Source organism: Dactylosporangium darangshiense (genome assembly GCF_039537565.1).
GTDB lineage: Bacteria > Actinomycetota > Actinomycetes > Mycobacteriales > Micromonosporaceae > Dactylosporangium > Dactylosporangium darangshiense.
The window spans coordinates 96784-123068 of sequence record NZ_BAABAT010000029.1; the positions used below are offsets into that span (position 1 = coordinate 96784).

Here is a 26285-nt window from a genome sequence, read left to right on the forward strand (position 1 = left end):
CAAAACCCAAAAACCGGCGCCGAGCTACCGCGACGTCCGCCGTGGGCACGGTCCGTGACTCCCGGGCCTGCGGCGTCCGCGCGTAGTCACCCAACTAGTCCCGCGGCCGCGCGACCGCGACGATCTTGTCGAGCGTGAAGGCACGATCGTCGCGGCGCAGCCGGCACCACGCCTCGATCACCGAGCCGGCGAGCTCGGCGTTCTCGATCACCCGCTCGGAGGCGCGCCCCTGCGCGTCGACGTAGCGGATCCAGACCGGGCCGCCGTGCTCGACCGCCTCGGCAAGCAGCTGCGCCTGCTCGGGACGCAGCTGCGGGGCCCGTCGCCGGATCTGCTCCAGCGGTGACGGACCCCTCTGCTGCGGTACCGCCAAACGCCGCGCCAACTCGTCGGCATCCACACCCGGCCGGGCGCGCTGCGCGGGCGCGACGGCGGGGCGCACCGTCACCTTCGGCCCGGTGTGCTCGGGCCGGTAGCCGGCGGCCCGCAGCGCGGCGAGGGTCTCCGCCGCCGGCTCGCGGGAGCCGGCGACCGTCGGGGCCAGCCGCTCGAGCCCGAGCGCGGCCATCACGTCGTCGAGCAGGCCGGGGTCGTCGCACAGCACCACGCTGCCGGTCGTGCGCACCCGCAGCGGGTCCGACGGCGGCGGCTCGGGCAGCATCCTCGAAGCGACCTCCGCGACCGGCCGACCGTCGGCCAGCGCCCGGCCCAGCGACGAGATCGCGAACGTGTCCGGCCCGGTCGCCGCGCACACCCCGAACAGCGCCGCCTCGGCCAGCACCGCGCCGACGGCCGCCTCGGCATCGCCCGCCTCCCGCACCGGCCGCGGCGCCGTCCAGCGCACCAGCGGCGCCAGCGAGTCCGCGCCGGCCACGGCGGTGTCGGGCGGCAGGTCGTGCAGGACCCGGACGACCACTCGCCGCAGGGCCGGCCCGTTCCACCAGGCGGCGAGCAGGCGGGCCAGCCGCTCGCCGGGCGGCGCGTCCAGCCAGTCGGCCAGGGCGGGGGCCGGCCGCAGCCGGGCGCCTTCGCGGATGAGGAGGCCTGCTCGCAGTACCAGATCCAGGAAAGGCGGCGATGAGGCCTCGGCCGCGCTCTCGAGCAGTGCCGCGGCGGACTCGGCCGCGGCGGCGCGGATCGCGGCCCGGTCGGCGGGCACCAGCGCGGGCGCGGGCGGCACCGGCTCGAACGGTTCGGGCGTCGCGGCCCGGGCGGCCTCGAGCAGCAGGCCGGGCACGGTCCACAGCTCCTCGCCGTCGGGCCAGACCAGCGCGCGCTGGCTCAGCACCCGCAGCGTGGCGTCGAGCCCGGCCTCCGTCGACGGGTCGACGCCCAGCTCGTCGGCGAGCGCGGCGCGCTCGAACGGCGGCTGGCCGAGCCGGGCCAGCGCCTCGACGACCTGCAGGGCCGGCAGCGGCAGCGTGGACATGACGTCGGCGACGCCGGCGCGGGCGGACAGGCGCGCGGCGAGCTGGGTGAGATCGGCGGGCGAGGGCGCGGCGAGGGCGTCGGGGCGGCGGCGCAGCACCTCGGCGAGCTCGCCCGGCTCCAGACCCTGCAACCAGCGGACCAGTGCGCCTCTCGTCACGACACGTGACCTTATAGCGTGGGCCGGTGACCAACGAATCCGCCGGCAGCGTGGCCGGCAACTGGGCCGACGCGCACTTCGGGGAACAGGGTGGCCGGCTCACCTACGGTGACTACCTGCGCCTCGCCGGGCTCCTCGACGCGCAGGTGCCCGAGTCCAGCCCGCCCGCGCACGACGAGTTGCTCTTCATCACGATCCACCAGGTGTACGAGCTGTGGTTCAAGCTCGTGCTGCACGAGCTCACCAACGCCCGTGACCGGCTGCTGGACGGCGAGACGTACCTGCCCCGGGTGCGGCTCGAGCGGTGCCTGTCCATCCAGCGGGTCCTGGTGAGCCAGGTCGACGTCATCGACACCATGACCCCCCAGGACTTCCTGCGCTTCCGCAGCAAGCTGTCGCCGGCCTCGGGCTTCCAGTCCGCGCAGTTCCGCGAGATCGAGTTCCTGTCCGGGCTCAAGGACCCCACGTACCTGCAGCGCTTCCGCGGCCTGTCCGACGCCGAGCGGGCGCGGCTGGAGCAGCGGCTGGCCGAGCCGAGCCTGTGGGAGGCGTTCCTGGCCATGCTCGGCAAGCACGGCTTCGCGGTGTCCAGCGCCGAGGAGCGCTTCGACTCGCTGCTGACGATCTCCGCGGACCGGGAGCGGTACGGCCCGCTGTGGGACCTCGCCGAGGCGATGGTCGCCCACGACCAGGCGTGGTCGCTGTGGCGGGCGCGGCACGTGCTCATGGCCGAGCGCCAGATCGGCACGAAGGCCGGCACCGGCGGCAGCGCCGGCGGCGCGTACCTGCGCTCCCGCGTTGAGCTGCGCTTCTACCCCGAACTGTGGGAGCTGCGCAGCCGAATGTGATGACTCCCGTCTTTGTGCCAACGGGCCCACCGCGCCGGAATTGCGTAGCGGCCCTCGCCTACCGTCTGGGGTGAGGGGGAGGGACGGGTCATGAAGACGGTCACGGGCGCGAAGACGCTACTGGGCAACCGATACCGGCTGGAGTCGGAGGTCGCCCGGGGCGCCATCGGCGCGGTCTGGCGGGCGTACGACACCCAGGCGAACGAGTGGGTCGCGGTCAAGATCCTGCGACCCGAGGCCGCCGAGGTGCCCGAGCTCAAGGACGGCTTCCTGGGCGAGGCCGAGCTGCTGGCCGGCCTCGAGCACCCGTCCGTGATCCGGGTCAAGAACCTCGTCACCGACAGGGGCGTGCTGGCGATCGCCATGGAGCTGGTCGCCGGCCCGGACCTGCGCCGCCGGCTGCGCGCCGAGGGCCCGCTACCGCCGGCCGTCGCCGCCGAGGTCGTCGCGCAGGTGGCGGACGCGCTGGCGTATGTCCACGCCAGCGGGATCGTCCACGGCGACGTCAAGCCCGGCAACCTGCTCGTGCCGACCGACGGCGGCCCGGTCCGGCTGGCCGACTTCGGCGTCGCCCGCCGCCTCGACCGGCCGGCCGGCCCGACCCACGCCACGCCCGAGTACGTCTCGCCGGAGGTCGTCGCGGGCGGCACGCCCAGCCCGGCCGCGGACGTCTACGCCCTCGGCGTCGTGCTCTTCGAGCTGATCTGCGGCCGCAGCCCGTACCGCGGCGGCTCGCCCAACGAGGTCCTGCGCCGCCACGCCGACTGCGTGGCCGTGCCGCCGCCCGGCATGCCGGCCGCGCTCTGGCCGGTCATCGAGGCGTGCATGGAGATCGACCCGCGCATGCGCCCGACCGCCGCCTCGATCGTCGGCCGGCTGCGCGCCGCCGAGGGCGCGCTCGACGGCTTCGAGCCGCTGCCGCGCCTGCCCGCGGAGGCGGTCACGTTCTGGCAGCGCTCCGCGGAACAGACCGCGCCCGTGCAGGCGCCGGTCCGCCGCGTCGACTGGGTGCCGCTGCCCACCGCGCCGACGTCGCCGGCGGCCGCCTCGGCGGCGCTGATGATGGCGGTGCCGATCGGCGAGCTGCCCACCGAGCCGCACGGCGTCGCCGACCTGCCCACCGAGCAGTACGGCGCCGCAGACCTCTCGACCGCGGCTCCCGATGTGGCCGAGCTGCCCACGCAGGCCATTTCGGATTTGTCCGAGGTTCCGGTTGTACCGGATAAGGCCGTTCTTTCGGACGCAACCACCCCCGCCGATGCGTCCGCGGACGCGGCACCGTCAACCGGAACGTCTCCGGCCGATGGGTCCGCAGACGCGGCGTTTTCGAGCGGAACGTCTCCGGCCGATGGGTCCGCGGACGCGGCGCCTTCGAGCGGAGCGACCGCCGCCGATGAGTCCGTGGAGGTGGCTGCCGAGGTCGTTGCGCCGCTCTGGGCCGACGCCGCGCTCGCCGCGGACATGATCATTCCGCCGCAGCGGGAGGGCTCGCCGGACGAGCCGCCGACCGTTCTCCGCTTCGAGGCCGCGCCGCCGGCTTCGGACGACGAGCCGGCGACCCAGATCGTTTCCGCGTCCGCCGCGGACGCCCCCGCCGTGGCGAGCGTGCCGATTGCATCGTACATTTCCGAAATTTCGGAAATGTACGATGCGGAGCCGACCGCGGTGGTAGGCAGCTACGAGCCGGCTCGGCCCGCTGCGGCCGGAGGCTTCGAGCCGGTCCGGCCGGCCGTCGAGGGGGACTTCGAGCCGCTCAGCCAGTTCGCCGAGGAGGAGCCGCCCACGCAGCCGCACTCAGGCGACGCGGCGCGGCGGCAGCGGCGGCTGCTGGCCGGGGTCGGCGGCGCTTTGCTGCTGATCGTGGTGCTCGCGGTCGGCGGGGTCCTGCTGCTCACTGGCGGCGACCAGAAGGCCGGTGGCGGCGGCGACAAGAAGGTCAACGTCACCACGCCGGCGCCGGCCGGGTCGGGCTCCGCGGGGGCCGCGCCGGGCGCGAGCGCCACGCCGGAGACGAGCGCGCCGGGCGAGCCGGGGGAGACCGCGACCGAGCCGGGCGAGAAGAAGCCGACGAAGAAGCCGACGCCCACCCCGACGCCGACCAAGACCGGGCTTCCCGGGATCGGCGACCCCATGCCGTCATTCCCGTCGATGCCGGCGTTTCCCTCGTTCCCAACATTCGGGTGACGCCGGTGGAACGGCCGTCCTAACTCGACAGTCGCAGCGCGACAGTCGACAGTGGATTTCCCGAAATCCTGGACTGCGCCGTCGAAAGATGACAGCGTAGGGTTATGGCGGATTCTGGAGTCAACGCGACCGCGGCGGCCCTGCTGGGGCTGCTGCACGAGGGGCCGATGACGGGCGGGCAGCTGATGGCGGCCGCCCAGCGGCGCCTCGGGCCGTATTGGTCGATGACGCGCAGCCAGGTCTACCGCGAGCTTCCCGCGCTGGCCGACTCCGGATACGTCAAGCTCGGCAAGCCGGGCGCGCGCTCCAGCCAGCCGTATGCGATCACGCCGGCGGGCAAGCGCGCGTTCGCCAGGTGGCTGTCGGAGCCGGCCGGGCGCGAGTCGCTGCGCAATCCGGTGGCGTTGCGCGTCGCGTTCGGCGCGCAGCAGTCGGCCGCCCAGTTGCAGGAGGTTTACGCGCAGGCGGCCGAATTCCACAATGCGGCGCTGACCGAGGCGCGCGAAATGGCGAAGGAGGCCAAGAAGTCGGGCGACGACTTCTTCTCCGCGTCGCTGGAGTTCGCCGTCGGATATCACAAGGCCGCGCTGACGTGGCTCAAGAGCGCGCCGGGCAAATAGCCCTTCGCGACCCGGCGTAGTCTGGATGCGTGACTGCTCTGGACCACGCCGAAGCTCTGAAGGACCTTGACGGCACCCTTCGCAATATCGAGGCCGTGCTCGACCTCGACCGCCTGCGCAAGGAGAAGGCCGATCTCGAGGAGCAGGCGTCGGCTCCCAACCTGTGGGACGACCAGGTCGCCGCTCAGAAGGTGACCTCGCGCCTGTCCTACGTCCAGGGCGAGATCGCCAAGCTCGAGCGGCTGCGCGGGCGCCTCGACGACGCCCAGGTCCTCCTGGAGCTCTCCGAGGCCGAGGGCGACACGTCGTCGCTGGGCGAGGTCGGCGACGAGATCACCGGGCTGCGCAAGTCGATCGAGGAGCTCGAGGTGCGCACGCTGCTGTCCGGGGAGTACGACGCCCGGGAGGCCCTGGTGACGATCCGCGCCGGCGCCGGCGGCGTCGACGCGGCCGACTTCGCCGACATGCTCCTGCGGATGTATCTGCGCTGGGCCGAGCGCCACGGCTACTCGACGGACGTCTACGACACCTCCTATGCCGAGGAGGCGGGGATCAAGTCGGCCACGTTCGCGGTCAAGGCGCCCTATGCCTACGGCACGCTGTCGGTCGAGTCGGGCACGCACCGGCTCGTGCGCATCAGCCCGTTCGACAACCAGGGCCGCCGCCAGACGTCGTTCGCCGCGCTGGAGGTCGTGCCGGTGGTCGAGCAGACCGACGACGTCGAGATCCCGGACGACGAACTGCGCGTGGACGTGTATCGCTCGAGCGGCCCCGGCGGCCAGGGCGTCAACACGACCGACTCGGCGGTGCGGCTGACCCACATCCCGACGGGCATCGTGGTCTCCTGCCAGAACGAGCGCTCCCAGATCCAGAACAAGGCGACCGCGATGGGCGTGCTGAAGGCCAAGCTGCTGGCCGTCAAGCGGGCCGAGGAGGCCGCGAAGATGGACGCGCTGCGCGGCGACGTGGCCGGCTCCTGGGGCGACCAGATGCGCTCCTACGTCCTGCACCCCTATCAGATGGTCAAGGACCTGCGCACGGAGCACGAGACCGGCAACCCGACCGCGGTGTTCGACGGCGACCTCGACGCGTTCATCGACGCCGGCATCCGCTGGCGCAAGCAGCGGGAGCTCGGCACGGCCGCGTGATGATCGCTTTGGAGTGCGTCAATTACCTAACGTGATCGCCGCCACGCCAGAAAAAAGTGAGGCGTACGTCACACTCCAGTGTGGAATCAAGCGCTGCCCTGCGGTTCGCGTCCCCTAGTCGGGTCCGCATTTCCGGCAAATCGCGCATGCCGCACGCCGTGGACTTGGCTCACTTGTCACACCGCGTAGACTCACGTCCCGTGATTCGGCTTGACCACGTGACGAAGACGTATCCGAAGGCGTCTCGCCCCTCCCTTGACGATGTTTCCGTCAACATCGAGAAGGGCGAGTTCGTCTTCTTCATCGGTCCCTCCGGCTCAGGCAAGTCCACGATCATCAAGCTGCTCCTGCACGAGGTCACCCCCAACCGGGGGAAGGTCGTCGTGAACGAGCGCGACGTGACGTCGATGCGCTCTTGGCGGATCCCCCAATTCCGCCGGCAGATCGGCTGCGTGTTCCAGGACTTCCGGCTCCTGCCGAACCGCACCGCCTACGAGAACGTCGCGTTCGCCCTCGAGGTCATCGGCAAGTCAAAGGGCGTCGCACGCCGCGTCGTCCCCGAGGTGCTCGAGCTCGTCGGCCTCGGCGGCAAGGAGCACCGCTACCCGCACGAGCTCTCCGGCGGTGAGCAGCAGCGCGTCGCGGTCGCCCGGGCATTCGTCAACCGGCCGCTGATCCTGCTGGCGGACGAGCCGACCGGAAACCTGGACCCGGACACGTCCATCGAGATCATGCGGCTGCTGGACCGGATCAACCGGACCGGCACGACCGTGGTCATGGTGACGCACGACTCCAACATCGTGAACCAGATGCGGCGCCGGGTCGTCGAGATCGAGAGCGGCCGAATCGTGCGGGACCAGCCTCGCGGTGTCTACGGCTGACCTCCAGCCGTAGTCCGCACCGCCCTCCGTCCTCCTGCTGGGTCCGCTGGGAAGGAACCCCCACCCGATGCGCGTGAGATACGTCCTGTCCGAAGTCCTGACCGGGCTCTGGCGCAACGTCACGATGACCATCGCGATGATCATCACGATGACGGTGTCGCTGACCATGCTCGGCGCGAGCCTGTTGCTGTTCTTCCAGGTCGGCAAGATGGAAGACTTCTTCTACCAGCGGGTGGAGGTGTCGGTCTTCCTCAAGCCCGACATCAAAGACGACCAACGCAGCAACCTCGAAGAGTCGATCAAGTCCAACGCCCTCGTGCAGTCCTACCAGCACGAGACCAAGGACCAGGCCTGGAGCCGATTCCAGGAGCAGTTCAAGGACGCGCCCGACCTGGTCAGCTCGGTGAAGCCGGACTCGTTGCCGGAGTCGTACCGGATCAAGCTCAAGGACCCGAACAAGGTCCAGGACTTCGCCGACCAGTTCCGCACGCAGGAGGGCGTCAGCGACATCATCGACCAGAAGCAACTACTGAAACGGGTCTTCGACCTGCTCGGCGCGCTGCAAACCCTGGCGTTGACGGTCGCGATCATCCAGGGCGCCGCGGCGCTGCTCCTGGTCGCCAACACGATCCAGGTCGCGGCGTACAGCAAACGCCGCGAGGTAGCCGTCATGAAGCTCGTCGGCGCCTCGAACTGGTTCATCCAGATGCCGTTCGTCCTGGAGGCGGTCTTCGCCGGCCTGATCGGCGCGATCCTCGCCTTCGGCGCCCTGGTCTGCGCGAAGATCTTCTTCATCGACGGATCGCTGAAGGCCTTGGCCACGGTCCTACTACCGGTCGACTGGGGCAACATCTGGCTCATGCTCCCGGTCCTGTGCGGCGCCGGCGGCCTGGTCAGCGCCGTCACGGCCTGGGTCACCCTGCGGTTCTACGTCCGCGTCTGACGCTTCCGCGGCCTTTGCACGAGGGCGGGCTCCGGTTCTCCGGGGCCCGCCCTTCGCGTCCCCACGAGACGGGCGCCCGAGGTGCTCTCCGGCGCTCCTTCCGCGCCCGTTCCGCGCCCGGACGCCCGCTCCTGTGCCTTCGCCGGGTCCGCCTCGGCTTCGGCTCTCCACGGGGCGTTCTCCTACGGCGGGCGCTCGGCCTCTCCGGCCCGAAATGGTCTTGCCGGGCGCGATACTCTTCAGACCGGTCGAGAAACTCTGGAGGGGTCGATGCCGCGCGAAAAGGGACGCAAGCTGGTCGCGTCCAATCGGAAGGCGCGCCACGACTACGAGATCCTCGAGACCTTCGAGGCCGGCATCGCGCTCACCGGGACCGAGGTCAAGTCGCTGCGCGCCGGGCGGTGCTCGCTCGTGGACGCGTTCGGGCAGATCTCCGACGGAGAGGTCTTCCTGCATGCGATGCACATTCCCGAGTACACGATGGGCACCTGGACCAACCACCCGCCCCGCCGGATCCGGAAACTGCTGCTGAAGCGGCAGGAAATCGAACGAATCGGCATCAAGGTGCGGGAGAGCGGCCTGACTCTGGTGCCGCTGTCGGTGTACTTTGCCGACGGTTGGGCGAAGGTCGAACTCGCGCTCGCGCGCGGTAAGAAGGCCTACGACAAGCGCCAGACGCTGGCGAAACGCGACGCGGACCGCGAGATCGCTCGCGTTATGGGCAGCCGGGGCAAGGGCCGCGCTGAGTAGATGCGCCCTCGCGCGTAAGTAGCCCCTCTGCGAGCAATGCGTAGAGGCCATATAGTCCGTGCGTGACCGAGATTCGGGTCGATGTCAACCTCGAGCACCCACCCTCCGTGGTGTGGCGCGCACTCACCGAGGCACACCTGGTCACCGACTGGCTGCCGACGACGCGGTTCATGGTTCGCGAAAACGGGACGTTCACGTTTCAGGCGCACGACCTGGAGGGCCTGGAAGACCCGATCGAGGGGCAGCTGGTCACCGTCGAGGCACCGCGCCGGCTGGTGATGCGCTGGGCGGCCACCAACCTGCACACCGTCGTCGCGATGACCCTGACCGAGCGCGCCGAGGGCAGTCGCTTCACGTTCACGCAGAGCGGTTTTCTCGGCCCGCAGGGGGCGATGCGGCGACGGGTGTTGCTCATGACGTACACCTCCCTCTTCGAAGGCCCGCTGAGTGCCACTCTGGCCAAGATCGCCGCGCAGGACGCCGAGCCGGAGACGCCGCCCGCTCCGCCCAACCCACGCCGTAACGGCGGCGGACCGTTCAACCGCCTGCCCGGCCGGCCCGGCGCCCCGAGCCGCTCCGCGCCCGGCCTGAGCTCGCACACGCGCTCCACTGCCGGCCGGCGCCCGACGACGCCGGTGCCCGGGTTCGCCGCCGCCGTGCTCGGCGCCCGTGCGACCGGCGTAGCCAAGGTCACGCAGGCACCGGTGCCCGCCCAGCCGGCTTCCTCCGGCCCCGCCGCGGCCCGCACGGCGCGGCTGGGGAAGATCGCGGCGCGGGGCAGGGCCGCGGTACGCGACGGATGGCGCCGGCTGGCGGGCGCCCGCTACTGGTCGGCGGACCGGCGCGGCCAGGCCGTGGCCGCCGGCGCCGCCATCCTGCTGCTGCTCGCGGTGGCCGCGATTTTGATCGGCAAGGCAACCGCGTTACATCCGGCCCGCCCGCCGCGCACGGGCGGCGAGCGCCCCGGCCCCGCACAGGCCACGGTCCCGGCGGCCACCGACCGCTTGTCGGCGACCGCTCCGCCCGGCCACCACGCGCTTGCTCGCAACGTCCCAGCTGCTGTACTTGGAGGTCAGCAACGTCTCCGCCACCCGCGCCAGAGCGCCTCCTTCACCCCGGCGGACAACACCCGAACGGTCACGCCCGGCACCTCGGTGACCGTCCACTTCGACGTCGATGGCCTCGGCGTACGCAACGGCCCCTTCACCTGCACGAACGACGGCCGGGCGTGCACCGGGATACCGGGATGAAACTATGGCGGGGACGCGTTACGCTTGATCGGTCGCACGGTGGCGTGCGGCAGCCACCACCACCCACGCGGGGGTGACTGGTTTCGACTTTGTTTGTGGCGATAGGGGAAGCGAGCCGAGGAAGCCGACGTTGTCTCGTGAATCAGTCGTCGGAAAGTTATAAGCGCCAACTACAAGCGCTCCGAACTCGCTCTCGCTGCCTAAGCTAGGGTGAAGTTCTGTCGGTCTGGGAATGCCTTCGGCCCAGTAACCGGCATCAGCTAGAAGGCTGGCCAACCGAGTCCGGTCACGGGGCTCGCGCGGTGAGATTAATTGTGGCTGGGCCCGTCATACCAACTCGCTCGCGTGATTGGTAGGGCCGAGTAGAGGCACAGCGAGCTGCGCTCGGAGAAGTCCTAACAAAGCGACGAAGGACCCGGGTTCGATTCCCGGCACCTCCACCACTGGCGGCCCCTGCTTCTCGGCAGGGGCCGCTCGCCTTTGTGGTTCCGGGTGTTTCGCGCTCGCTTCGCTCGCTCCCCGGTGGGGGAGCTTCGCTCCACCCACGCCCCCTCAGAGCCGCGGGGCGCGCTCGGCGGGTTCAAGTCACCCTTTCAGCGACGTCAGCGTCTCGCGTAGCCAGGTGAGCTCGGTGCGTGTCGTGGCCGTCGCGATTCTGAAGAGTCCCTGCCGGAACGGATCGTCGAAATCGGCGGCACGTAGCGGCCGGTCGCCTTCCCAGAAGAAGCTGGCGGGCTGGGTCAGGAAGTCCAGCCGGCGTCGCAGGACCGCGGCCTGCGCCGTTGGGTCTTGCAGGTGGCGCAGGAACGCCAGCAGGGCGAACCATCGGTTCTCGTCGGTGATGTCCAGCTCGTCGGGCGCACGGAGGCGGTCCAGGAGCGCCGCCCTGCCATCGGCGGTCAGCGCCAGCATGTGCCGCGGCGCTGCGGCCTGGCCGGGCTGGAGCTCGCGCACCAGGAGCCCGGCCCGCTCCATGCGCTTCAACAAGGGGTACAGCGTGCCGTCGGCGATAGGCCGAACGTGGCCGGCGAGCGCGGCGATGCGCTTGCGCAGCTCGTAACCGTGCAGCTGTTCGTCGTAGAGGAAGCCGAGGACGGCAAGCTCCAACATGATCGACATCGTACCCTCTTGCCAAGGTACCTCGGCTTCGAGGTACCTTGGCGCCTATGCACAGCGTTGAGGTGTTTCCCGACGGATCCCGGCTCCGGTGGGTGGAGGTTCCCGGCAGCGGGCCCACCCGCGTCTACCTGCACGGCCTTGGCGCGAGCTCGGCGCCCTACTACGCGGAGGCGATCGCACATCCGGCCTTGGCCGGTCACCGCTCGCTCCTGCTCGACCTGCTGGGCTTCGGCATCAGTGACCGGCCGTTGGACGCGTCGTACAGCCTCGACATGCACGCCGAGGTCCTGGCACGCGCCCTCGGGTCGATCGGGGTGCATCAGGCCGACGTGGTCGCGCACAGCATGGGTGGTGCCGTCGCGACCGTCCTCGCGGCGCACCACCCGGAACTGGTCCGCCGGCTGGTCCTCATCGATGCGCCGCTCGATCCTGTGCCGCACCTGCCCACCGTCAAGCGTCCCGGCAGCTCCGGCATCGGCGTCTACCGAACCGAAGCGGAGTTTCTCGACCACGGCTGGGACGAGACGCTGCAGTTCGTCGGGCCGCATTGGGCGGCCACCATGCGGCAGGCGGGACCCCAGGCGCTGTACCGCAGCGCGATGAGCCTCCTGCGCGGCACCACTCCGACGGTCCGGCAACACCTGGAGGCGCTACCCCATCCCCGTACCTTCCTGTACCCGGCGGCGGACGGACCGCGCCCCGACGGCGACCGGCTCACGGCTGCCGGCGTCACCGTTGTGGCGATCCCCGACAGCGGCCACAACATCATGCTCGACAACGTGGACGGCTTCGCCACGGCAGTGCGGGCCGCGCTGCACGACTCGCCGCAGCGCACCTCGGCGGAGAGGGTCGGCGATGCTCGTCCAGACTTGTGGCAACCCGCGTGACCGGTCAAAGCGGGGTTCAAGTAGGCCATCGTCAGCTCCACCGCTGGCGAGGGCGCCTTCGCTTTGCGTTCGGCGAGGCTGCCCGGCTGCGCGGTATGCCGCCTTTGCTGTACTGGTTGATCTGCCCGTACGACGAATGGAGACCGCTTTGGACGAAGGCTGGACACTCTCTGACGTGTGGATTCTGCGGGCGATCGGCGGGGTGAGTTCGGATCGTGGGTCGTCGTTGCGTCAGGTGATCGCTGCGGCGGACTACCTGAACCATGCGATTCCTCGGGAGGACGAGTTCGTCGCGGCGGTCAGTCGGCTGGCTGCGGCTGGGCTGGTCGAGTTCGACGTCGCGGCCGACCGTTACTGGCGCACCGCGGCGGGACAGTCTTCGGCGGCGCACCGTGGGACGTTCGCCGCCGGGCAGGCCGCATTGCCCGACCTGCCGTCGGCGAGCCCACCGCAGGCGCTGCCCGCTGGGGTGTTCTCGTCGGCGGTAGCCAGTTACCTGCGAGGCTCGACATGAAGCGCGTACCCGTTGGTCAACACGTTCGCCCCTGTTACCCGGCGCCCTGGTGGGTAGGACGACGCCCGTTATGTCCCGATGGTCGCTAGTCGGGATGCCGGGAGACCACAGCAAGAGGGGGTACGAACGTGCAGGAGGACCGTTTGCATCGCGAGTTGGGCGCCGCCGTGGCCGAGCTGCGGACCGCGTTCATCGAGCACGATCGGGACAAGGTCGCAGCTCTCGTCACGGACAACCACGTTTCGATCATGTCCTATGCCCGCTTCGACGGGCGCGCACAGCTGCTCGACCACTTGGACGACTACGCCTTCCGGAGTTACCTGACGGACGACCTGACCACGACGCTGCTTGGGCCCGAGGAAGCGCTCGTCAGCTTCCACAGCACGCTCGACGGCACCTACGCGAACAAGCCGGTTCCCCGCGATGTGCTCGTCGGCGAGGTCTGGCTGCGCCAGGACGGTAACTGGCGCGAGGCGACCTATCAGGAGACTCCGCTCTAGAGACCTCGCGGCCGCGAGAAGGTTGCCGGCTGCGCAACAACGCAGTCCGGAGCCGTTCGCATTCGGGCCGAACATCGATGCCTTTGTCGCGCCCAGCGCGATCAAGTCTCAGGTAGTCGGGTTCAAGTAGGCGCTCGTTGCCTCCACCACTGGCGGCCTCTGCTTCTCGGCAGGGGCCGCTGCCGCGTATTTCGGTGTCGGATCTTGTGATATTTCCCGGTTGCGGTGGGGCGTTGCGGACAAAAGTAAACGGGCTGCGTCGTACATTCACGTTGGTGTTTGTCCGCGGAAATGTTTCTGGGGTGTAACTCTTCCGTTGCCAGAGTTGCCAGTCTACTGTCACGCTACGTGAGAGAGCGCTCTCACTGCGCCGCCCCAACCCCGCCGCAGTCATGCTTGGAGGCGTCCATCCCATGAATTGGAGCCGTCGAGACCCCGCTCACCACCAATCACGCTGGCGCAAGGGCCTGGTCAAGGCCGCCGTTGCCGCGTCCGCCGTCGTACTCGTCGTTGTCGGCGGCGGTCGCCCAGCCGCCGCCGGACCGGAGGACTACACCCAGAGCGTCACGCAGCTGAACGCGACGCAGGCCCAGATCTCGTTCACGCCGACGACCCCCGCCAGGTACGTCGACGTCCACTACCTTTCCCCCAACGCTGGTCAGCAGAACTTCCGCATGACCAACAACGCTGGGACCTGGCAGCAGACCGTCAGCTCGCTGACCAGCGGCTTCGTGTTGGAGTACTGGTTCACCTACGAGAAGAACGGTCCCCAGTTCGATACTCCGCACTTCTTCTACACCCACGGCGGCGGCACCGGCACGGTCGCCACGCCGACGTTCAGCCCGCCGGGCGGGACGTACACGACTACGCAGTCGGTGACCTTGGCGACGGCGACGGCGGGTGCGAGCATCCGGTTCACGTTGGATGGCTCGACGCCGACGGCCACGTCGACGCTGTACACGGGACCGCTTTCGATTTCGGCCACGACCACGGTGCGGGCGATCGGCCTGCTGTCCGGCCTGACGAACTCCGCGGTCGCCAGCGCGACCTACACGATCAGCACCGCGACGTCGTGCACGACCCAGCCCGACATCCCGGACTTCGGCCCGAACACGCGCATCTTCGACCCGAGCATGTCCACCGCGACCATCCAGGCGCAGCTCGACGCCGACTTCAACGCGCAGAAGGACACCCAGACCGCCCAGATGGCGAACCGGCGGGTGGCCCACCTGTTCAAGCCCGGCACGTACAACGTTCGCGACGATGTCGGCTTCTACACCTCGGTCGCCGGGCTCGGTCAGAACCCGGGCGGCGTCACGATCAACGGTGACGTCACGGTCGACGCCTTCAACGCCTCCGATGCCGGCAACGCGACGCAGAACTTCTGGCGTTCGGCGGAGAACCTGACCATCGTCCCGAGCAGCGGTTCCGACCGCTGGGCCGTGTCGCAGGCCGCTCCGTTCCGCCGGATCGACGTCCGCGGCAACCTGCTGCTGTACCCGGCGAGCTTCGGCTTCGCCAGCGGCGGCTACATCTCCGACACGAGGGTGTCGGGGCAGGTCTCGTCGGCCTCGCAGCAGCAGTGGTACACCAAGGACAGCACCCTCGGCAGCTGGAACGGCAGCGTGTGGAACATGGTGTTCTCCGGCACCGCTGGTGCCCCGGCGAACTCCTTCCCGACCCCGCCGATGACCACGCTGGGCACCACTCCGGTCTCCCGCGACGTGCCGTACCTCTACATCGACGGCACCGGCAAGTACCGCGTGTTCCTGCCGTCGCTGCGCACCAACGCATCCGGCGTGAGCTGGGCCAGCGGCAGCACCCCGGGCACGTCGCTGCCGATGAGCCAGTTCTACGTCGTGAAGGCGGCCGACACCGCCTCGACGATCAACGCCGCGCTGGCGTCGGGCTGCAACCTGTTCTTCACGCCCGGCGTGTACCACCTCAACCAGACCCTCAACGTGACGAGGGCCAACACCGTCGTGCTCGGCATCGGGTACCCGACGCTCATCCCGGACAACGGGGTCAACGCCATGCAGGTCGCCGACGTCGACGGCGTCCGGATCAAGGGCCTGCTGTTCGACGCGGGCACGACCAACTCGGCGGCCCTGTTGACGGCCGGCCCGTCCGGCTCGACCGCCGACCACACGGCCAACCCGACGACGCTGCAGGACGTGTTCTTCCGCATCGGCGGCGCGACGGTGGGCAAGGCGACGAACAGCCTCGTCGTCAACAGCAACAACGTGATCGTCGACCACACCTGGGCCTGGCGCGCCGACCACGGCAACGCGGGCACCGTCGGCTGGACGATCAACACCGCGGACACCGGTGTTCTGGTCAACGGCAACAACGTCCTGGCGACCGGCCTGTTCGTCGAGCACTACCAGAAGTACGAGGTCGTCTGGAACGGTCAGAACGGCAAGACGATCTTCTTCCAGAACGAGAAGCCGTACGACGTGCCGAACCAGGCGGCCTGGATAGGCCCGAACGGGCTCAACGGATACGCCGCATACAAGGTGGGACCCAACGTCACCACGCACGAGGCATGGGGATTGGGCAGCTACTGCTTCTTCAACACCAACCCCGCGGTGAACCTCTACCACTCGTTCGAGGTGCCGAACACCGCCGGCGTCCGGTTCCACAGTGTGCTGACGGTATCGCTCAACTTCAAGGGCACCATCACCCATGTCATCAACGACACGGGCGCGGTCACGCCATCGGGCACCACCCCGGTCAAGGTGACGAACTACCCGTAGGCCCTGAGGCCGCTCCACCACTGGCGCCCCCTGCTTCCGGCGGGGGGCGCCTTCGGCTTGTCGCTTTGCGACAGTTCAGACCATGGTGGGGTCCATGGGTGCCAGGGACTGCAGGCGCGCCGCGTCGCGGCCGGGCGGTGCGCCGAACAGGCGACGGTATTCCCGGCTGAACTGGCTGGGGCTGTCGTAGCCGACCGCGTATCCCACCGCCGCGACGTCTCGGGAGTCCACGATCAGGCGGGTGCGCGCCTCCTGGAGGCGGATCTGCTTCAGGAACTGCAGCGGGCTCATCGCGGTGATCGCGCGGAAGTGGCGATGGAACGAGGTGACGCTCATCCCCGCGATCTTTGCCAGGTCTTCGATGCGCAGCGGCTCGGCGTAGCCGGTGCGGATGCGCCGGATGGCCCGGGCGACCTGGGAGAGGTGACTGTCGGCGAGGCCGATCTGGCGGATGGTGGCGCCCTGCGGACCGTTGACCAGCCGCCAGAGAATCTCCCGCTCGATGGGCGCGGCAAGCACTGGGATGTCCTCCGGGCGGTCGAGCAGGCGAAGCAGCCGCACGATCGGGCCCAGCAGGTCGTCCGTGGCGTCGCTGACCGCGATGCCGGAGGCGTCGGTGCGGGGGGCGGTCGGGGCGTCCAGCAGGAGGGCGGCGATCGTGGCCGGGTCCAAGGTCAGGCCCATGCCGAGGAACGGCCGGTCCGGACCTGCCCGCAGGACGTGACCGGTGACCGGGAGATCGAGGGAGATCACCACATACTGGCCCGGACCGTAGTCGAAGGTCTGGCCGGCGAGGATCGTGCGCTTCACGCCCTCGGCAACGATGGCGAAGGACGGTTGCGCCACTGCGCTCAGGGGCTCGGTCGGGGCGTTCGACTCCATGACCATCACACCGGGCAGCCGGGTCGGCCGGTAGCGGCCGTCGGCATGCCGGGAGATGAGGGTCCGCAGCTCGTCGAGATGGTCCATGACACTTCGATGGTTCCACGTTTGGCAGGATCAGGCAAGAGCGTGGAAGCATTCGCCTACCGGCACGCCGACGGCGTGGATGTACTGGGGGAGACACGGAAGAGCAGATCAGAAAGGCCAGTGGAGCATGTCTCTGGATTCGTACGTCAGCCTCGGCCGGTCGGGACTGCGGGTCAGCCCATTGACTCTGGGCACCATGACCTTCGGCGAGGACCACGGCTGGGGTGCATCGGTCGAGGAGTCCGAAGCGATCCTCGCCGAATACCTGGAGCGCGGCGGCAACTTCATCGACACCGCGAACATCTACACCAACGGGCACTCGGAGAAGATCGTCGGCGACTGGTTCGCCGCGCGCGCCGGTCTGCGCGACCGGGTGGTCATCGGTACCAAATTCTTCGCCAACCTTTTCGAGGGCGACCCGAACGGCGGCGGCGCCGGGCGAAAGTCGATCGTGGCCGCCCTGGAGAACTCGTTGCGCCGGCTGCGGACCGACTACATCGACATCTACTGGCTGCACAACTGGGATCGCACGGCGCCGATCGAGGAGACCCTGAGGACCCTCGATGACCTGGTCACGGCCGGGAAGATTCGGTACGTCGGCCTCTCCGACCTGCCCGCCTGGAAGGCCGCCGAGGCGCAGGTGACGGCGCGGCTGCGCGGGTGGGCGCCGGCGATCGGCCTGCAGGTCGAGTACTCCCTGCTGGAGCGCACCAGTGAGGGTGAGCTGATTCCGATGGCGCAGGAGCTCGGTCTCGGCGTCATGCCGTGGAGCCCATTGAAGAGCGGCCTGCTGTCGGGGAAGTATTCGCGCCGCCGCCCCGGCTCGGTCGACACGCTGCGGGGCGGGTTGGTCGGCGGGCCGAGCGAGAAGGACTACGACGTCATCGACGTGCTGGAGCGCGTCGCGCAGGAGGCCGGCACCACTCCCGCGGCGGCGGCGCTCGCCTGGGTGCGCCAACGGCCGGGCGTGACCTCGACGCTGGTCGGTGCGCGCCGGGTGGATCAGTTCCGGGCCAACCTCGCCTCGCTCGACGTGCACCTCACCGACGCGCAGATGGCCGCGTTGGACGAGGTGTCGGATCCACCGCTCAACTTCCCGGCGGAGAACAACCGGCTGCTGGCGCCGTCGCTCGCCTTTGCCGGCGCAACCGTCGACGGTGTCCACAGCTCTGTGCTGCCCATGCTGACAGCCAGCTCCGCCCGGTACTGACGGCAATCAACTGGCAGTAGCGGCCCTGCTTCGCGGGTCTGAGCGCCGTCAGCCCTGGCGACGGCCGTCCGCGACGACGACGTCGTGGTCCGTCAAGGGCTCGGGGTGGTTCTCGTCGATCATGCTCATGACCGTCAGTGCGATGGCCCTCACCCCGAAGGCCACCGCGGTGAGGACGCCCAGTTGGATCGGGCTGAACCCGGTCTCGCTGTCGACCGTGACGGACGGGTCGGTCGTCATCGCCTTGGCGATCAGGTACTGGGCGATCGTCAGGCAGATCGCCAGAAGCGCGACGGCGGTCGCGATCGTCTGGCGGCTCGTGGCGCCGGTTCCCAGCCAGACCGCGATGCCGGTCATCGCGCCGAGGCCGGCGGCGATCACGGCGGCGGCGACGACGTCGATCGACATGGCCGATCCGGCGCGGCCGGCGAGCGCCGCCTGCACGCACATCGCGGACAACAGCAGGCCGATCGCCGTGCCGCCGCCGATCGTCCACAGCGGTCGAGGGCGCATGGCGACCAGCCAGAGGATCGCCGACGTGAAGAGGACGGCGAAGACGGTCAGGGCCATGCTCGGGGCCAGCAGGAAGCGGACCTCGAAGTCGTTCATATGAATGGTCGTCGCGGCGACGAAGAGCATGTCGTCGCGGGCGGTCTCGACCAGGGCCCACGATGCGACCAGGACCAGCAGGAGGCGGTTGCGTGCCGTCCGTCGCTGGTCGGTCATCCGGACCAGGCAGAACACGGCCAGCAGGCAGCCGATGCCGTTGCCGAGCAGCACACCGAGGACGAACAAGACGTGGGTGTCCACAGCGTGCTCTGCCTCCTCGTGGGGCGCTCCGTGCCGTCGGCGGCGCGCATCACCGTACACGCCGGCCTCGTCCGACCCGGCGCTGGGCCATATCGCCGTTGGCCAGATGGCGTACACATTGGCGCTTGTGAAATTGATTCGAGATATTCGATTGATCCAAAATATCGACGGTCGTCCATTGCATCGTTAGGATCGGCGCGGTGTCCGAAGCGTTGTCGTCGAGCGCCTGGGGAGGCGTGGCTCGAATGCAGACCGTGATTGCGCTGGGGGAACTGTTCTCGGCCGAAGGGCGGCGGGACCCCTATCCGTTCTATGCCGGGCTGCATCAGCTCGGGCAGGCCGCGCCGCTCGATCCTTCGGCGGATCGGTATTCCGTTGTCGTGCACGGGTACGAAGCGATCGAGAAACTCACGCGCGATCCGGTATTTCGCATCCTCGACGCGGCCCACCTGGACCGGCTCGACGGTCGGGACGAGCCGCTGTGGAGGCGGCGGCGGTCGTTGCAGGTGCTGCAGCAGACCGTGTTCTTCCTCAACCCGCCGGATCACACCCGCCTGCGACGGCCGCTGGCGCAGGCGTTCACGGCGCGGCGGATGGCGGCGCTGGAGCCGGCCATCGTGCGGCTCATCGACCGGCGGCTCGACCAGGTCGAGGAGGCGGGTGCCGGCGGGCGGACCGTCGACTTCATGAAGCTGTTCGCGTACCCGGTGCCCAGCGACGTCATCGGAGAGCTGGTCGGAGTGCCGGAGGAGGACCGGCCGTGGTTCCCGCCCCGGTCGGAGCCGTTCTCGCTGGTGCTCGAGCCGGGGCGGCAGAACTGGCGATACCTGCAGGCCGGGGACGCGGCGGCGGTCGAGCTGACCGGGTACTTCGAGAAGCTGGTCGCCGCGCGCCGGGCCGAGTCGCGGGACGACCTGACCAGCACGCTGCTGGAGGCTCGTGCATCGGGCTCGGCCGACTTCAGCGACGAGGAGCTCGTGGCCAACCTGATCGGGGTGTACAACGCGGGCTTCCTCACCAGCGTCCACTCGATCGGCAACGGGCTCATCCTGCTCATGGACCGGCCGGCGCACCGGGCCGAGCTGCGGGACCGGCCCGACATGGCGCCGGCCTACGTGGAGGAGATCCTGCGGTACAAGACGCCGGTGCAGTTCGGGGTGCGCTACGCGACCGAGGACACCGAGGTGGCGGGGGTCCGGGTGCCGGCCGGCGGCGAGGCGCTCGTGCTGCTCGGCGCGGCCAACCGGGACCCGCGCCGGTTCCCGGACCCGGACGTGTTCGACCCGCACCGCCCCGACAACCACACGATGTCGTTCTCGGTCGGCCCGCACTACTGCCTGGGCGCGGCGCTGAGTAAGCTGGAGATCCAGCTGGCCCTGCCGATGCTGCTACGCCGGTTCCCCAGGCTGGCACTGGCCGCCCCACCGCGCACGCTCGACCTGATGACCTTCCACGGCTACCAGGAGATCCCGATCACGATCGCCTAGCGCATCGGCTCCGGCTACTGGTTGAGGTAGGCGAGGACGGCCAGGACGCGGCGGTGGTCGCTCGTTGACGGCTGGAGGCCGGGGGCAGGCGCGGCGGGCGGCGATCGCGGCCCGCAGGCCCTCGTCGGTGAACGTTGGCGGCAGGCGTACGTCGACGACGGCCACGTCGGGGCGGTGCTCCAGGAGGGCTGAGGGCAGGGAAGGGCCGTCGGCGACGGCGGCGACGACCTCGAAGCCGTACGCGGTCAGCATCCGGGTCAGGCCGTCGCGCAGCAGGGGCTGGTCCTCGGCGATCAGGACGCGCACGGCAGCTCCATCGCCAGCGTCGTCGGGCCGCCCGGGAGGCTGGTGATCCGCAGCGTTCCGTCGAACGCGGACAGCCTTCGCTGGATGCCGCGCAGGCCGGTGCCGCGTGCCGGGTCGGCGCCGCCGTGGCCGTTGTCGTGGACGGTCATGACCAGGGCGTCGACGCCGTCCAGCACGGTGATCCGGATCGCGGTCGCGCCGCTGTGGCGGATCGCGTTCGCCAGCGACTCGGCCAGGGCGAAGTACGCCGCGGACTCCACTGGGGCGCTCAGGCGGCGCTCGAGGCCCAGGTCGAGGTCGACCGGGACGGCGCTGGACAGGGCCAGGGCCCGCACGGCGCCGGGCAGGCCGCGGTCGGCCAGCAGCGGCGGGTGGATGCCGCGCACCAGGTCGCGCAGCTCGGTCAACGCGGTGCCGGCGCTCTGCTTCGCCTCGGCCATCAGGGCCTTGGCGGTGGTGGGATCGGCGTCGATCATGTCCTCGGCCATGCCGATGTTCATGCGTACCGCCACCAGCCGCACCTGCGCCCCGTCGTGGAGGTCCCGCTCGATGCGGCGCAGCTCGGCGGCCGACGCGTCGACGGCCGCGGCGCGGGTGGCGGTCAGGCGATCCACGCGAGCCGACAGGCGAGCCGCCGACGTGGGGCCCAGCAGGGCGTTCGCCAGGCGGGCCTGTGCCCGGACGAGCGGCTTCGGCACGCGGTACGCCGCGACGGCCACAACGGCGCCGAGCGGCACCAGGAGCCAGGTGAGCGCGGCGGATCGGCCCGTCAGCTCGAGTACCGCCGGATCGAATCCGGTTTCCGTGGGCAACAACGCCCCGCAGCAGCGGGGCAGTCAGGCACTCCAGGGCCGCCAGCCACAGGCCGACGGCCAGCACCAGGCTGGACAGGCCGAGCGCGAACTGCGACGGCAGCCAGGCCAGGTCGCGCCACGTCGCGGGGTCGGTGATGAGGGCGCGGGCGCGGCGAAGGACGCCCTGCTGGACCGGCAGATACGGGCTGGGCACGGACGCGCGGGCGCGCTGGGTGTCGGCGAGACGGCGCAGGAGCCAGGCGGCGGCGCAGAACAGGACGATGCCCAGGCCGCCCAGCAGGCTCGTCGGGGCCGACACCGCGAAGAGCGCCAGCAGGAACGGTGCGGGCAGGCCGATGGCCGCGCCGGTCAGCAGCCGGCCGAGATCCTTCATGGATCGAACCTAGGCAACCGGGCGGGCCGGAGTCGACGAGGCGGACCCCCGATCGACCCGGGTGCCAGCACCCCCATGGGTCCAGGTGCGCTCGCCGTGTTCCCGGCGGCGGCCGCCCGGCGAGGCTGAGCGGCATGAAGATCTGGCGATGGATTCTGGTACCGCTGATGGCGGCGTTGTCCCTGGGAGCGACCACGACAACAGCGGCGGCGGCCGAGGACGTGGTCGCCACCGAGGTGTCGTTCGAGGGCAGCGGCGGCGTGGTGCTGCACGGCACCGTCGTGGCGCCGGCGGGGCAGGGCGAGCGGCGGGCCGCGATGGTGATGGTGCAGGGTGCGGGCAACCGCGGGCGGCAGGTGATCCGGCCCGACGCGGACGCGTTCGCCCGGCTCGGCATCGTGGTGCTGATCTATGACAAGCGGACCGAGGGGTACTCCCTGCTGCACCGCGACTACTCGGTCCTCGCCGACGACGCGCTCGCGGGCCTTCGGCTGCTGAGCGCTCGCCCCGACGTCGACCCGCGGCGGCTCGGCCTGTGGGCGGCGTCCGAGGGCGCGTTCGTCGCACCGCTCGCGGCGCGCCGCTCGGACGCCGTGCGGTTCGTGATCGCGGTCGGCGCCGCCGGCGTCGAACCCGCCCTGCAGACGCGGTGGCAGTGGAGCGAGTACCTGCGCCACGGCGGGGTGTCGGGCTCATTGGCGTACACGATGCGCGAAACCGCCTTCCGCACGGTGGTCGCGGCGGGGTTGTTCACGGAGTCCGACTTCGACGCGGCCGGCGCCTGGACCGGGGTACACCAGCCCGTCCTCGCCGAGTGGGGCGAGCTGGACCACGACGTCATGCCGGCCGTGAGCGCACCGCTCATCCGCCGGGCGCTGGCCCGCGGCGGCAACACCGGCGTCACGATCCGCACCGTGCCGGGCGTGCGGCACAGCCTGCACCTCACCGCGAACGGCGGCTTCGACCACCTCGATGCGGTGCCGGCGGACTACGGGCGGTACGAGGCGGCGTGGATCGACGGGCTGCCGAACGTGCCCGGCGCGGGCGCGCAGGAGCCGGCCGATCGCGAGCCCGAGGTCCCCGTCATTGCCCCGCTGCCGTGGTACGGCACACCGTGGCTGCAGCTCGCCGGGTTCACGCTGCTCGTGCTGGGGTTCGCGGCGTATCTGGTGACGGCCGCCGTGCGCCGCCTGCGGGGCCGCCGATACTGCCCGCCGGTGCGCCGGCCCGCCCGCTGGCTCGCCGGCGCGGGGCTGGCCGCGACGCTCGGCGCGCCGCTGTACCTGCTGTTCATGATGGCGAGCGCGGCGAACGTCATCGGCCCGGTCGCGCTCGGCCGCCCGCTGCCCTGGCTCGCCCTGCAGCTGCTCGCCGTCGCGACCGTCGCGGCCGCGGCGGCGACCGCGACGGCGGGGTGGCGCCGCCGCCGCGAGGTCCCGCGGGGCGAACGGGTCCGGCTCGGCCTGCTCGTCGCCGCCGGCGGGCTGTTCCTGCCGCTGGCCGCCTACTGGGGCCTCCTGCTCCCGTGACGTCAGTGCCCGGCGCTCTGGCCGCCGTCGACGTGAAGGATCTCGCCGGTGACGAACGGGGCGGTCTCGAGGTACATGATCGCGTCGACGATGTCGCTGATGTCGCCCATCCGGCCCATCGGGTGCAGGGCGGCGAGCTGCTCCTGGGCGTCGGCCGCGTGCATCGGCGTGCGGATGACGCCGGGCGAGACGGCGTTCACCCGGATGCCGCGGCTGGCGTACTCGATCGCCAGCGACTTCGTCACGGCGTTGAGGCCGCCTTTGGTCAGCGCGGCCAGCGCGGACGGCTGGGTGTGGTCGGCGTTGTCGACCAGGCTCGTCGAGATGTTCACGATGTGCCCGCCGCCCGAGTCGAGCATCACGGCGACGGCCCGCCGCGAGACCTCGAAGAACCCGCGCAGGTTCACGCCGGTCACCAGGGCGTAGTCCTCCGCGGTGTATTCGGTGAACGGCTTGCTCACGAAGACGCCGGCGTTGTTGACCAGCGAGTCGAGGCGGCCGAACGCGGCCAGGCCCCGCTCGATGACGTCGGCGCACACGGCCGGGTCGGCGATGTCGCCCGGCACCGTGAGGACCCGCGGGTCGTCCGACAGCGCGATGGACCGCGACGTCGCGACGACCGCGTAGCCGAGCTTGCGGTAGGCGTCGACGAGCCCGGCGCCGATGCCCTTCGAGGCGCCGGTGATGACGGCGACTTTCTGCATGCCCATTCGCACCGGATACCCGCCCGCCGCAGGTCAACACCGCTGGCGCGGCGGTGTCACCCTGAGGCCGTGGACGGGGGAGGGTTCACCGTCGGGCTGCGGGCGCTCGTCGCGGTCCTGCTGCTCGCCGGGTTCTATGCGCTCGGCTTCGCGCTGCTCGCCGGGCTGGCCTGGGCCGGGGCCTGGCTGCTGTGGGCATTTCCCGGGCGCGACGTCACGGACGCGTTGATCGGGGTGGTGTGGGCGACCGCCGCCGGGCTCGCGGTGCCGGCGTGGCGGGTGCTGCGCACGCGGCCCGACGCGCCCGACACCGGCGTCGTCGTCGACGACAGGGCGGCGCCGGAGCTGTGGCGGCACGTGCGCGAGCTCGCCGTGGTGGTGGGCACGCGGCCGCCGGACGAGATCCGGCTGGTCGCCGACGCCAACGCCTACGTGTGGGAGGACGTGCGGCGGCTCGGGCTGCGCGGCGGGGAGCGGCGGCTGTACGTCGGGGTGCCGCTGCTGTCGGCGCTCACCGTCGAGCAGATGTGGGCGGTGCTGGCGCACGAACTCGGGCACTACTCGCAGCAGCACCTGCGGCTCGGCTCGATCACGTACCGCGGGCTGCGCGCCGTCTCCGGCACCATCGAGGCGATCGGTCCGCGGACCGTCCTGGGCGTCGTGCTGTCCGGGTACGGGGCCGTGTACGTGCTCGTCTCGATGGCCGTGTGCCGCCGCCAGGAGCTCGAGGCGGACGCCGCCGCGGTGCGGGTCGCGGGCCCCGGCGTGACCGCGGCGGCGCTGCGCCGGCTGCCGGCCGTCGCGGCGACCTGGCAGATGGCGGTCGCCAGCTACGCGCGGTGGGCGCGCGACGAGGGCTACCGGCCGGAGGAACTGCTGGCCCGCTTCGCGCGCGACCCGGAGTTCGCCGGCGCGCCGGCCGCGGTGGCGGTGCCGTGGGACACGCACCCGCCGCTGGCCGAGCGGCTCGCCGCCATCGGGCCGGTGGGCGCGGAAGCGGCAGTGCGGCCGGTCGGCACCGGCGACGAGCGCCCGGCCGAGGTGCTGGTGTCCGACCGGGAGGCGTTCGCGGCGGCCCTGCGCGGCGCGGACTTCTCGGCGGCGATCGAGGCGGCAGCGGTACACGAGGCAGAGATCGACGCCGAACGCCTGCACACGGCGGCCGGGCGGCCGGGGATCGACGGGCTGCTGCGCGTGCTCGAGCGGATCGGGCCGCAGGAGCTGTTCGAGCGGGTGCGGCCGGCGGTGCGCTGGGACGACGGGCGGGCCGACGGCACCGGGCTGGCGCAGTACCTCCTCGCCGCCGTGATCGCCGCCGGCGGGGCGCGGTGGCGGCACGAGTGGGGCGAGCCGCTGCGCGTCGAGCCGCCCGGAATGCCGGGCGCGGTCGCGGCGGCGTGCCGGGACCGGGATGCGATCGAGCAGCTGCGGGCGCTGCTCGGCGGCGAGGGCGTCGTGCCCTCGCCCCGGCGCGCGATGGACCACGGTCGCCCGTTCGACGGGCCGCTGCTGCCCGACGAGCTGTTCGCGCTCTCCTACGGCCCGGACCGCCGGCGCCGCCCCGAGCTGCCCGCGTTCAACGCCGGGCTGGTCGCCGCCGTGCTGGCCGAGCTGCGGCTGCTCGGCCGGATCGAGGTGTCCGGCGGCGCGGTCGCGGTGGCCGACCCGGCGCCGACCGGCGAGGGGTTCCTCGACGCGGTGCTCGAGCGGGTGGCCGCCGGGCCGGAGCGGGCGGCTCACGAGTGGCTGCGCGAGCTCGGGTCGGACGTCACCGACGCGGTCGTGTCGCGGGCGCGGCTGCGCGGGACGTTCCGGCCGGTGCGCGACACCACCCTCACGTACGCCACCAACAGCCTGCGCCACGACGGGATCGGCCAGGCGCGGGCGGCGGCGCGGATCCGTTCGGCCGTCGAGGGCGGGCGACCGGACGAGCGCGACCTGGCCCTCGCGGCGCTGGTGTGGGCGGTCGAGATCGCCGGGCCGGTCCTCGGCCGCGGCGCGGTGACGCTGCGGCTGCGGATCGAGCGGATGTCGCACCGCGACCCGCTGGCCCGCGCCGTGCGCACCGCGGTCGGGATGGACACGCCGGCGTAG

At 71.0% G+C, this 26285-nt stretch carries 22 protein-coding genes, 1 other RNA gene and 2 pseudogenes; 17 read left to right on the forward strand and 8 right to left on the reverse strand.

The features are described from left to right. Positions 1 to 94 precede the first annotated feature (94 nt). Positions 95 to 1588 (reverse strand): hypothetical protein, encoded by a 1494-nt coding sequence (locus ABD901_RS38410; RefSeq protein ID WP_345134915.1) that lies wholly within the window; start codon positions 1586 to 1588, stop codon positions 95 to 97. A gap of 26 nt (positions 1589 to 1614) precedes the next feature. On the opposite strand from ABD901_RS38410, the gene ABD901_RS38415 reads away from it, so the two are divergent. From ABD901_RS38415 to ssrA, 9 genes are all read left to right on the forward strand, one after another. After that, complete coding sequence (locus tag ABD901_RS38415) at positions 1615 to 2436, forward strand: tryptophan 2,3-dioxygenase (protein ID WP_345134917.1); 822 nt, start codon at positions 1615 to 1617, stop codon at positions 2434 to 2436. Between the two features lie 90 nt (positions 2437 to 2526). After that, a complete protein-coding gene (locus ABD901_RS38420; RefSeq protein WP_345134919.1) occupies positions 2527 to 4620 on the forward strand; it encodes a serine/threonine-protein kinase in 2094 nt (697 codons plus the stop codon). 104 nt (positions 4621 to 4724) lie between these two features. Next, on the forward strand, positions 4725 to 5240 hold the full coding sequence (locus ABD901_RS38425) for a PadR family transcriptional regulator (protein ID WP_345134923.1): 516 nt from the start codon (positions 4725 to 4727) through the stop codon (positions 5238 to 5240). 29 nt (positions 5241 to 5269) lie between these two features. After that, a complete protein-coding gene (gene prfB / locus ABD901_RS38430) occupies positions 5270 to 6388 on the forward strand; it encodes a peptide chain release factor 2 (protein WP_345134924.1) in 1119 nt (372 codons plus the stop codon). A 200-nt stretch (positions 6389 to 6588) separates the two neighbouring features. Beyond that, positions 6589 to 7269, forward strand: coding sequence for a cell division ATP-binding protein FtsE (ftsE, locus tag ABD901_RS38435; RefSeq protein WP_345134926.1), 681 nt, complete (start codon positions 6589 to 6591; stop codon positions 7267 to 7269). Positions 7270 to 7336: 67 nt separating this feature from the next. Beyond that, positions 7337 to 8212, forward strand: coding sequence for a permease-like cell division protein FtsX (gene ftsX / locus ABD901_RS38440; protein ID WP_345134929.1), 876 nt, complete (start codon positions 7337 to 7339; stop codon positions 8210 to 8212). A 270-nt stretch (positions 8213 to 8482) separates the two neighbouring features. After that, positions 8483 to 8962, forward strand: coding sequence for an SsrA-binding protein SmpB (smpB, locus tag ABD901_RS38445; protein WP_345134931.1), 480 nt, complete (start codon positions 8483 to 8485; stop codon positions 8960 to 8962). A 62-nt stretch (positions 8963 to 9024) separates the two neighbouring features. Continuing rightward, positions 9025 to 10212 carry an SRPBCC domain-containing protein gene (locus ABD901_RS38450; RefSeq protein WP_345134933.1) on the forward strand — a complete coding sequence of 396 codons (1188 nt, stop codon included), beginning with the start codon at positions 9025 to 9027 and terminating at the stop codon, positions 10210 to 10212. Between the two features lie 69 nt (positions 10213 to 10281). Then, positions 10282 to 10655, forward strand: a transfer-messenger RNA (tmRNA) gene (gene ssrA, locus ABD901_RS38455). A gap of 142 nt (positions 10656 to 10797) precedes the next feature. Here the strand turns inward: ssrA and ABD901_RS38460 are convergent. Next, a complete protein-coding gene (locus ABD901_RS38460) occupies positions 10798 to 11322 on the reverse strand; it encodes a PadR family transcriptional regulator (protein ID WP_345134935.1) in 525 nt (174 codons plus the stop codon). A 56-nt stretch (positions 11323 to 11378) separates the two neighbouring features. Between ABD901_RS38460 and ABD901_RS38465 the strand changes: the two genes are divergently transcribed. The 4 genes from ABD901_RS38465 (at position 11379) to ABD901_RS38480 (ending at position 15988) form a co-directional block, all read left to right on the forward strand. After that, positions 11379 to 12218 carry an alpha/beta fold hydrolase gene (locus tag ABD901_RS38465; RefSeq protein WP_345134937.1) on the forward strand — a complete coding sequence of 280 codons (840 nt, stop codon included), beginning with the start codon at positions 11379 to 11381 and terminating at the stop codon, positions 12216 to 12218. 148 nt (positions 12219 to 12366) lie between these two features. Then, positions 12367 to 12732 (forward strand): hypothetical protein, encoded by a 366-nt coding sequence (locus ABD901_RS38470; protein ID WP_345134939.1) that lies wholly within the window; start codon positions 12367 to 12369, stop codon positions 12730 to 12732. A gap of 143 nt (positions 12733 to 12875) precedes the next feature. Beyond that, the gene (locus tag ABD901_RS38475) at positions 12876 to 13232 is read left to right on the forward strand and encodes a nuclear transport factor 2 family protein (protein WP_345134941.1); all 357 of its coding nucleotides are present in this window, start codon (positions 12876 to 12878) and stop codon (positions 13230 to 13232) included. 413 nt (positions 13233 to 13645) lie between these two features. Next, positions 13646 to 15988, forward strand: a complete 2343-nt coding sequence (locus tag ABD901_RS38480; protein WP_345134943.1) for a chitobiase/beta-hexosaminidase C-terminal domain-containing protein — start codon at positions 13646 to 13648, stop codon at positions 15986 to 15988. A gap of 75 nt (positions 15989 to 16063) precedes the next feature. Here the strand turns inward: ABD901_RS38480 and ABD901_RS38485 are convergent, their stop codons facing one another. After that, entirely contained in the window at positions 16064 to 16957 is an 894-nt protein-coding gene (locus tag ABD901_RS38485) for an AraC family transcriptional regulator (protein ID WP_345134945.1), read from the reverse strand. Between the two features lie 127 nt (positions 16958 to 17084). Between ABD901_RS38485 and ABD901_RS38490 the strand changes: the two genes are divergently transcribed. Then, on the forward strand, positions 17085 to 18167 hold the full coding sequence (locus ABD901_RS38490; protein WP_345134947.1) for an aldo/keto reductase: 1083 nt from the start codon (positions 17085 to 17087) through the stop codon (positions 18165 to 18167). Between the two features lie 48 nt (positions 18168 to 18215). On the opposite strand, the gene ABD901_RS38495 is transcribed toward ABD901_RS38490, so the two are convergent. Continuing rightward, positions 18216 to 18977: a hypothetical protein gene (locus ABD901_RS38495; RefSeq protein WP_345134949.1), complete on the reverse strand. Its 762-nt coding sequence runs from the start codon at positions 18975 to 18977 to the stop codon at positions 18216 to 18218. 245 nt (positions 18978 to 19222) lie between these two features. Here ABD901_RS38495 and ABD901_RS38500 point away from each other — a divergent pair, with 245 nt between their 5' ends. Beyond that, positions 19223 to 20464: a cytochrome P450 gene (locus tag ABD901_RS38500; RefSeq protein WP_345134951.1), complete on the forward strand. Its 1242-nt coding sequence runs from the start codon at positions 19223 to 19225 to the stop codon at positions 20462 to 20464. A gap of 72 nt (positions 20465 to 20536) precedes the next feature. Here ABD901_RS38500 and ABD901_RS38505 read toward each other — a convergent pair. The 3 genes and pseudogenes from ABD901_RS38505 to ABD901_RS38515 form a co-directional block, all read right to left on the reverse strand. Further along, positions 20537 to 20770: pseudogene (locus tag ABD901_RS38505) on the reverse strand (response regulator transcription factor); the annotation flags it as partial. Continuing rightward, entirely contained in the window at positions 20758 to 21582 is an 825-nt protein-coding gene (locus ABD901_RS38510) for a sensor histidine kinase (RefSeq protein ID WP_345134953.1), read from the reverse strand. The pseudogene ABD901_RS38505 and the gene ABD901_RS38510, both read right to left, overlap by 13 nt. 70 nt (positions 21583 to 21652) lie before the next feature. Next, positions 21653 to 21958 (reverse strand): annotated as a pseudogene (locus tag ABD901_RS38515) (sensor domain-containing protein); the annotation flags it as partial. Positions 21959 to 22092: 134 nt separating this feature from the next. Here ABD901_RS38515 and ABD901_RS38520 point away from each other — a divergent pair. Then, positions 22093 to 23487, forward strand: a complete 1395-nt coding sequence (locus ABD901_RS38520) for an alpha/beta hydrolase family protein (protein ID WP_345134955.1) — start codon at positions 22093 to 22095, stop codon at positions 23485 to 23487. A 2-nt stretch (positions 23488 to 23489) separates the two neighbouring features. Here ABD901_RS38520 and ABD901_RS38525 read toward each other — a convergent pair whose 3' ends face one another. Continuing rightward, positions 23490 to 24197 carry an SDR family NAD(P)-dependent oxidoreductase gene (locus ABD901_RS38525; protein WP_345134957.1) on the reverse strand — a complete coding sequence of 236 codons (708 nt, stop codon included), beginning with the start codon at positions 24195 to 24197 and terminating at the stop codon, positions 23490 to 23492. Positions 24198 to 24260: 63 nt separating this feature from the next. Between ABD901_RS38525 and ABD901_RS38530 the strand changes: the two genes are divergently transcribed. Then, positions 24261 to 26285 (forward strand): GPP34 family phosphoprotein, encoded by a 2025-nt coding sequence (locus tag ABD901_RS38530; RefSeq protein WP_345134959.1) that lies wholly within the window; start codon positions 24261 to 24263, stop codon positions 26283 to 26285.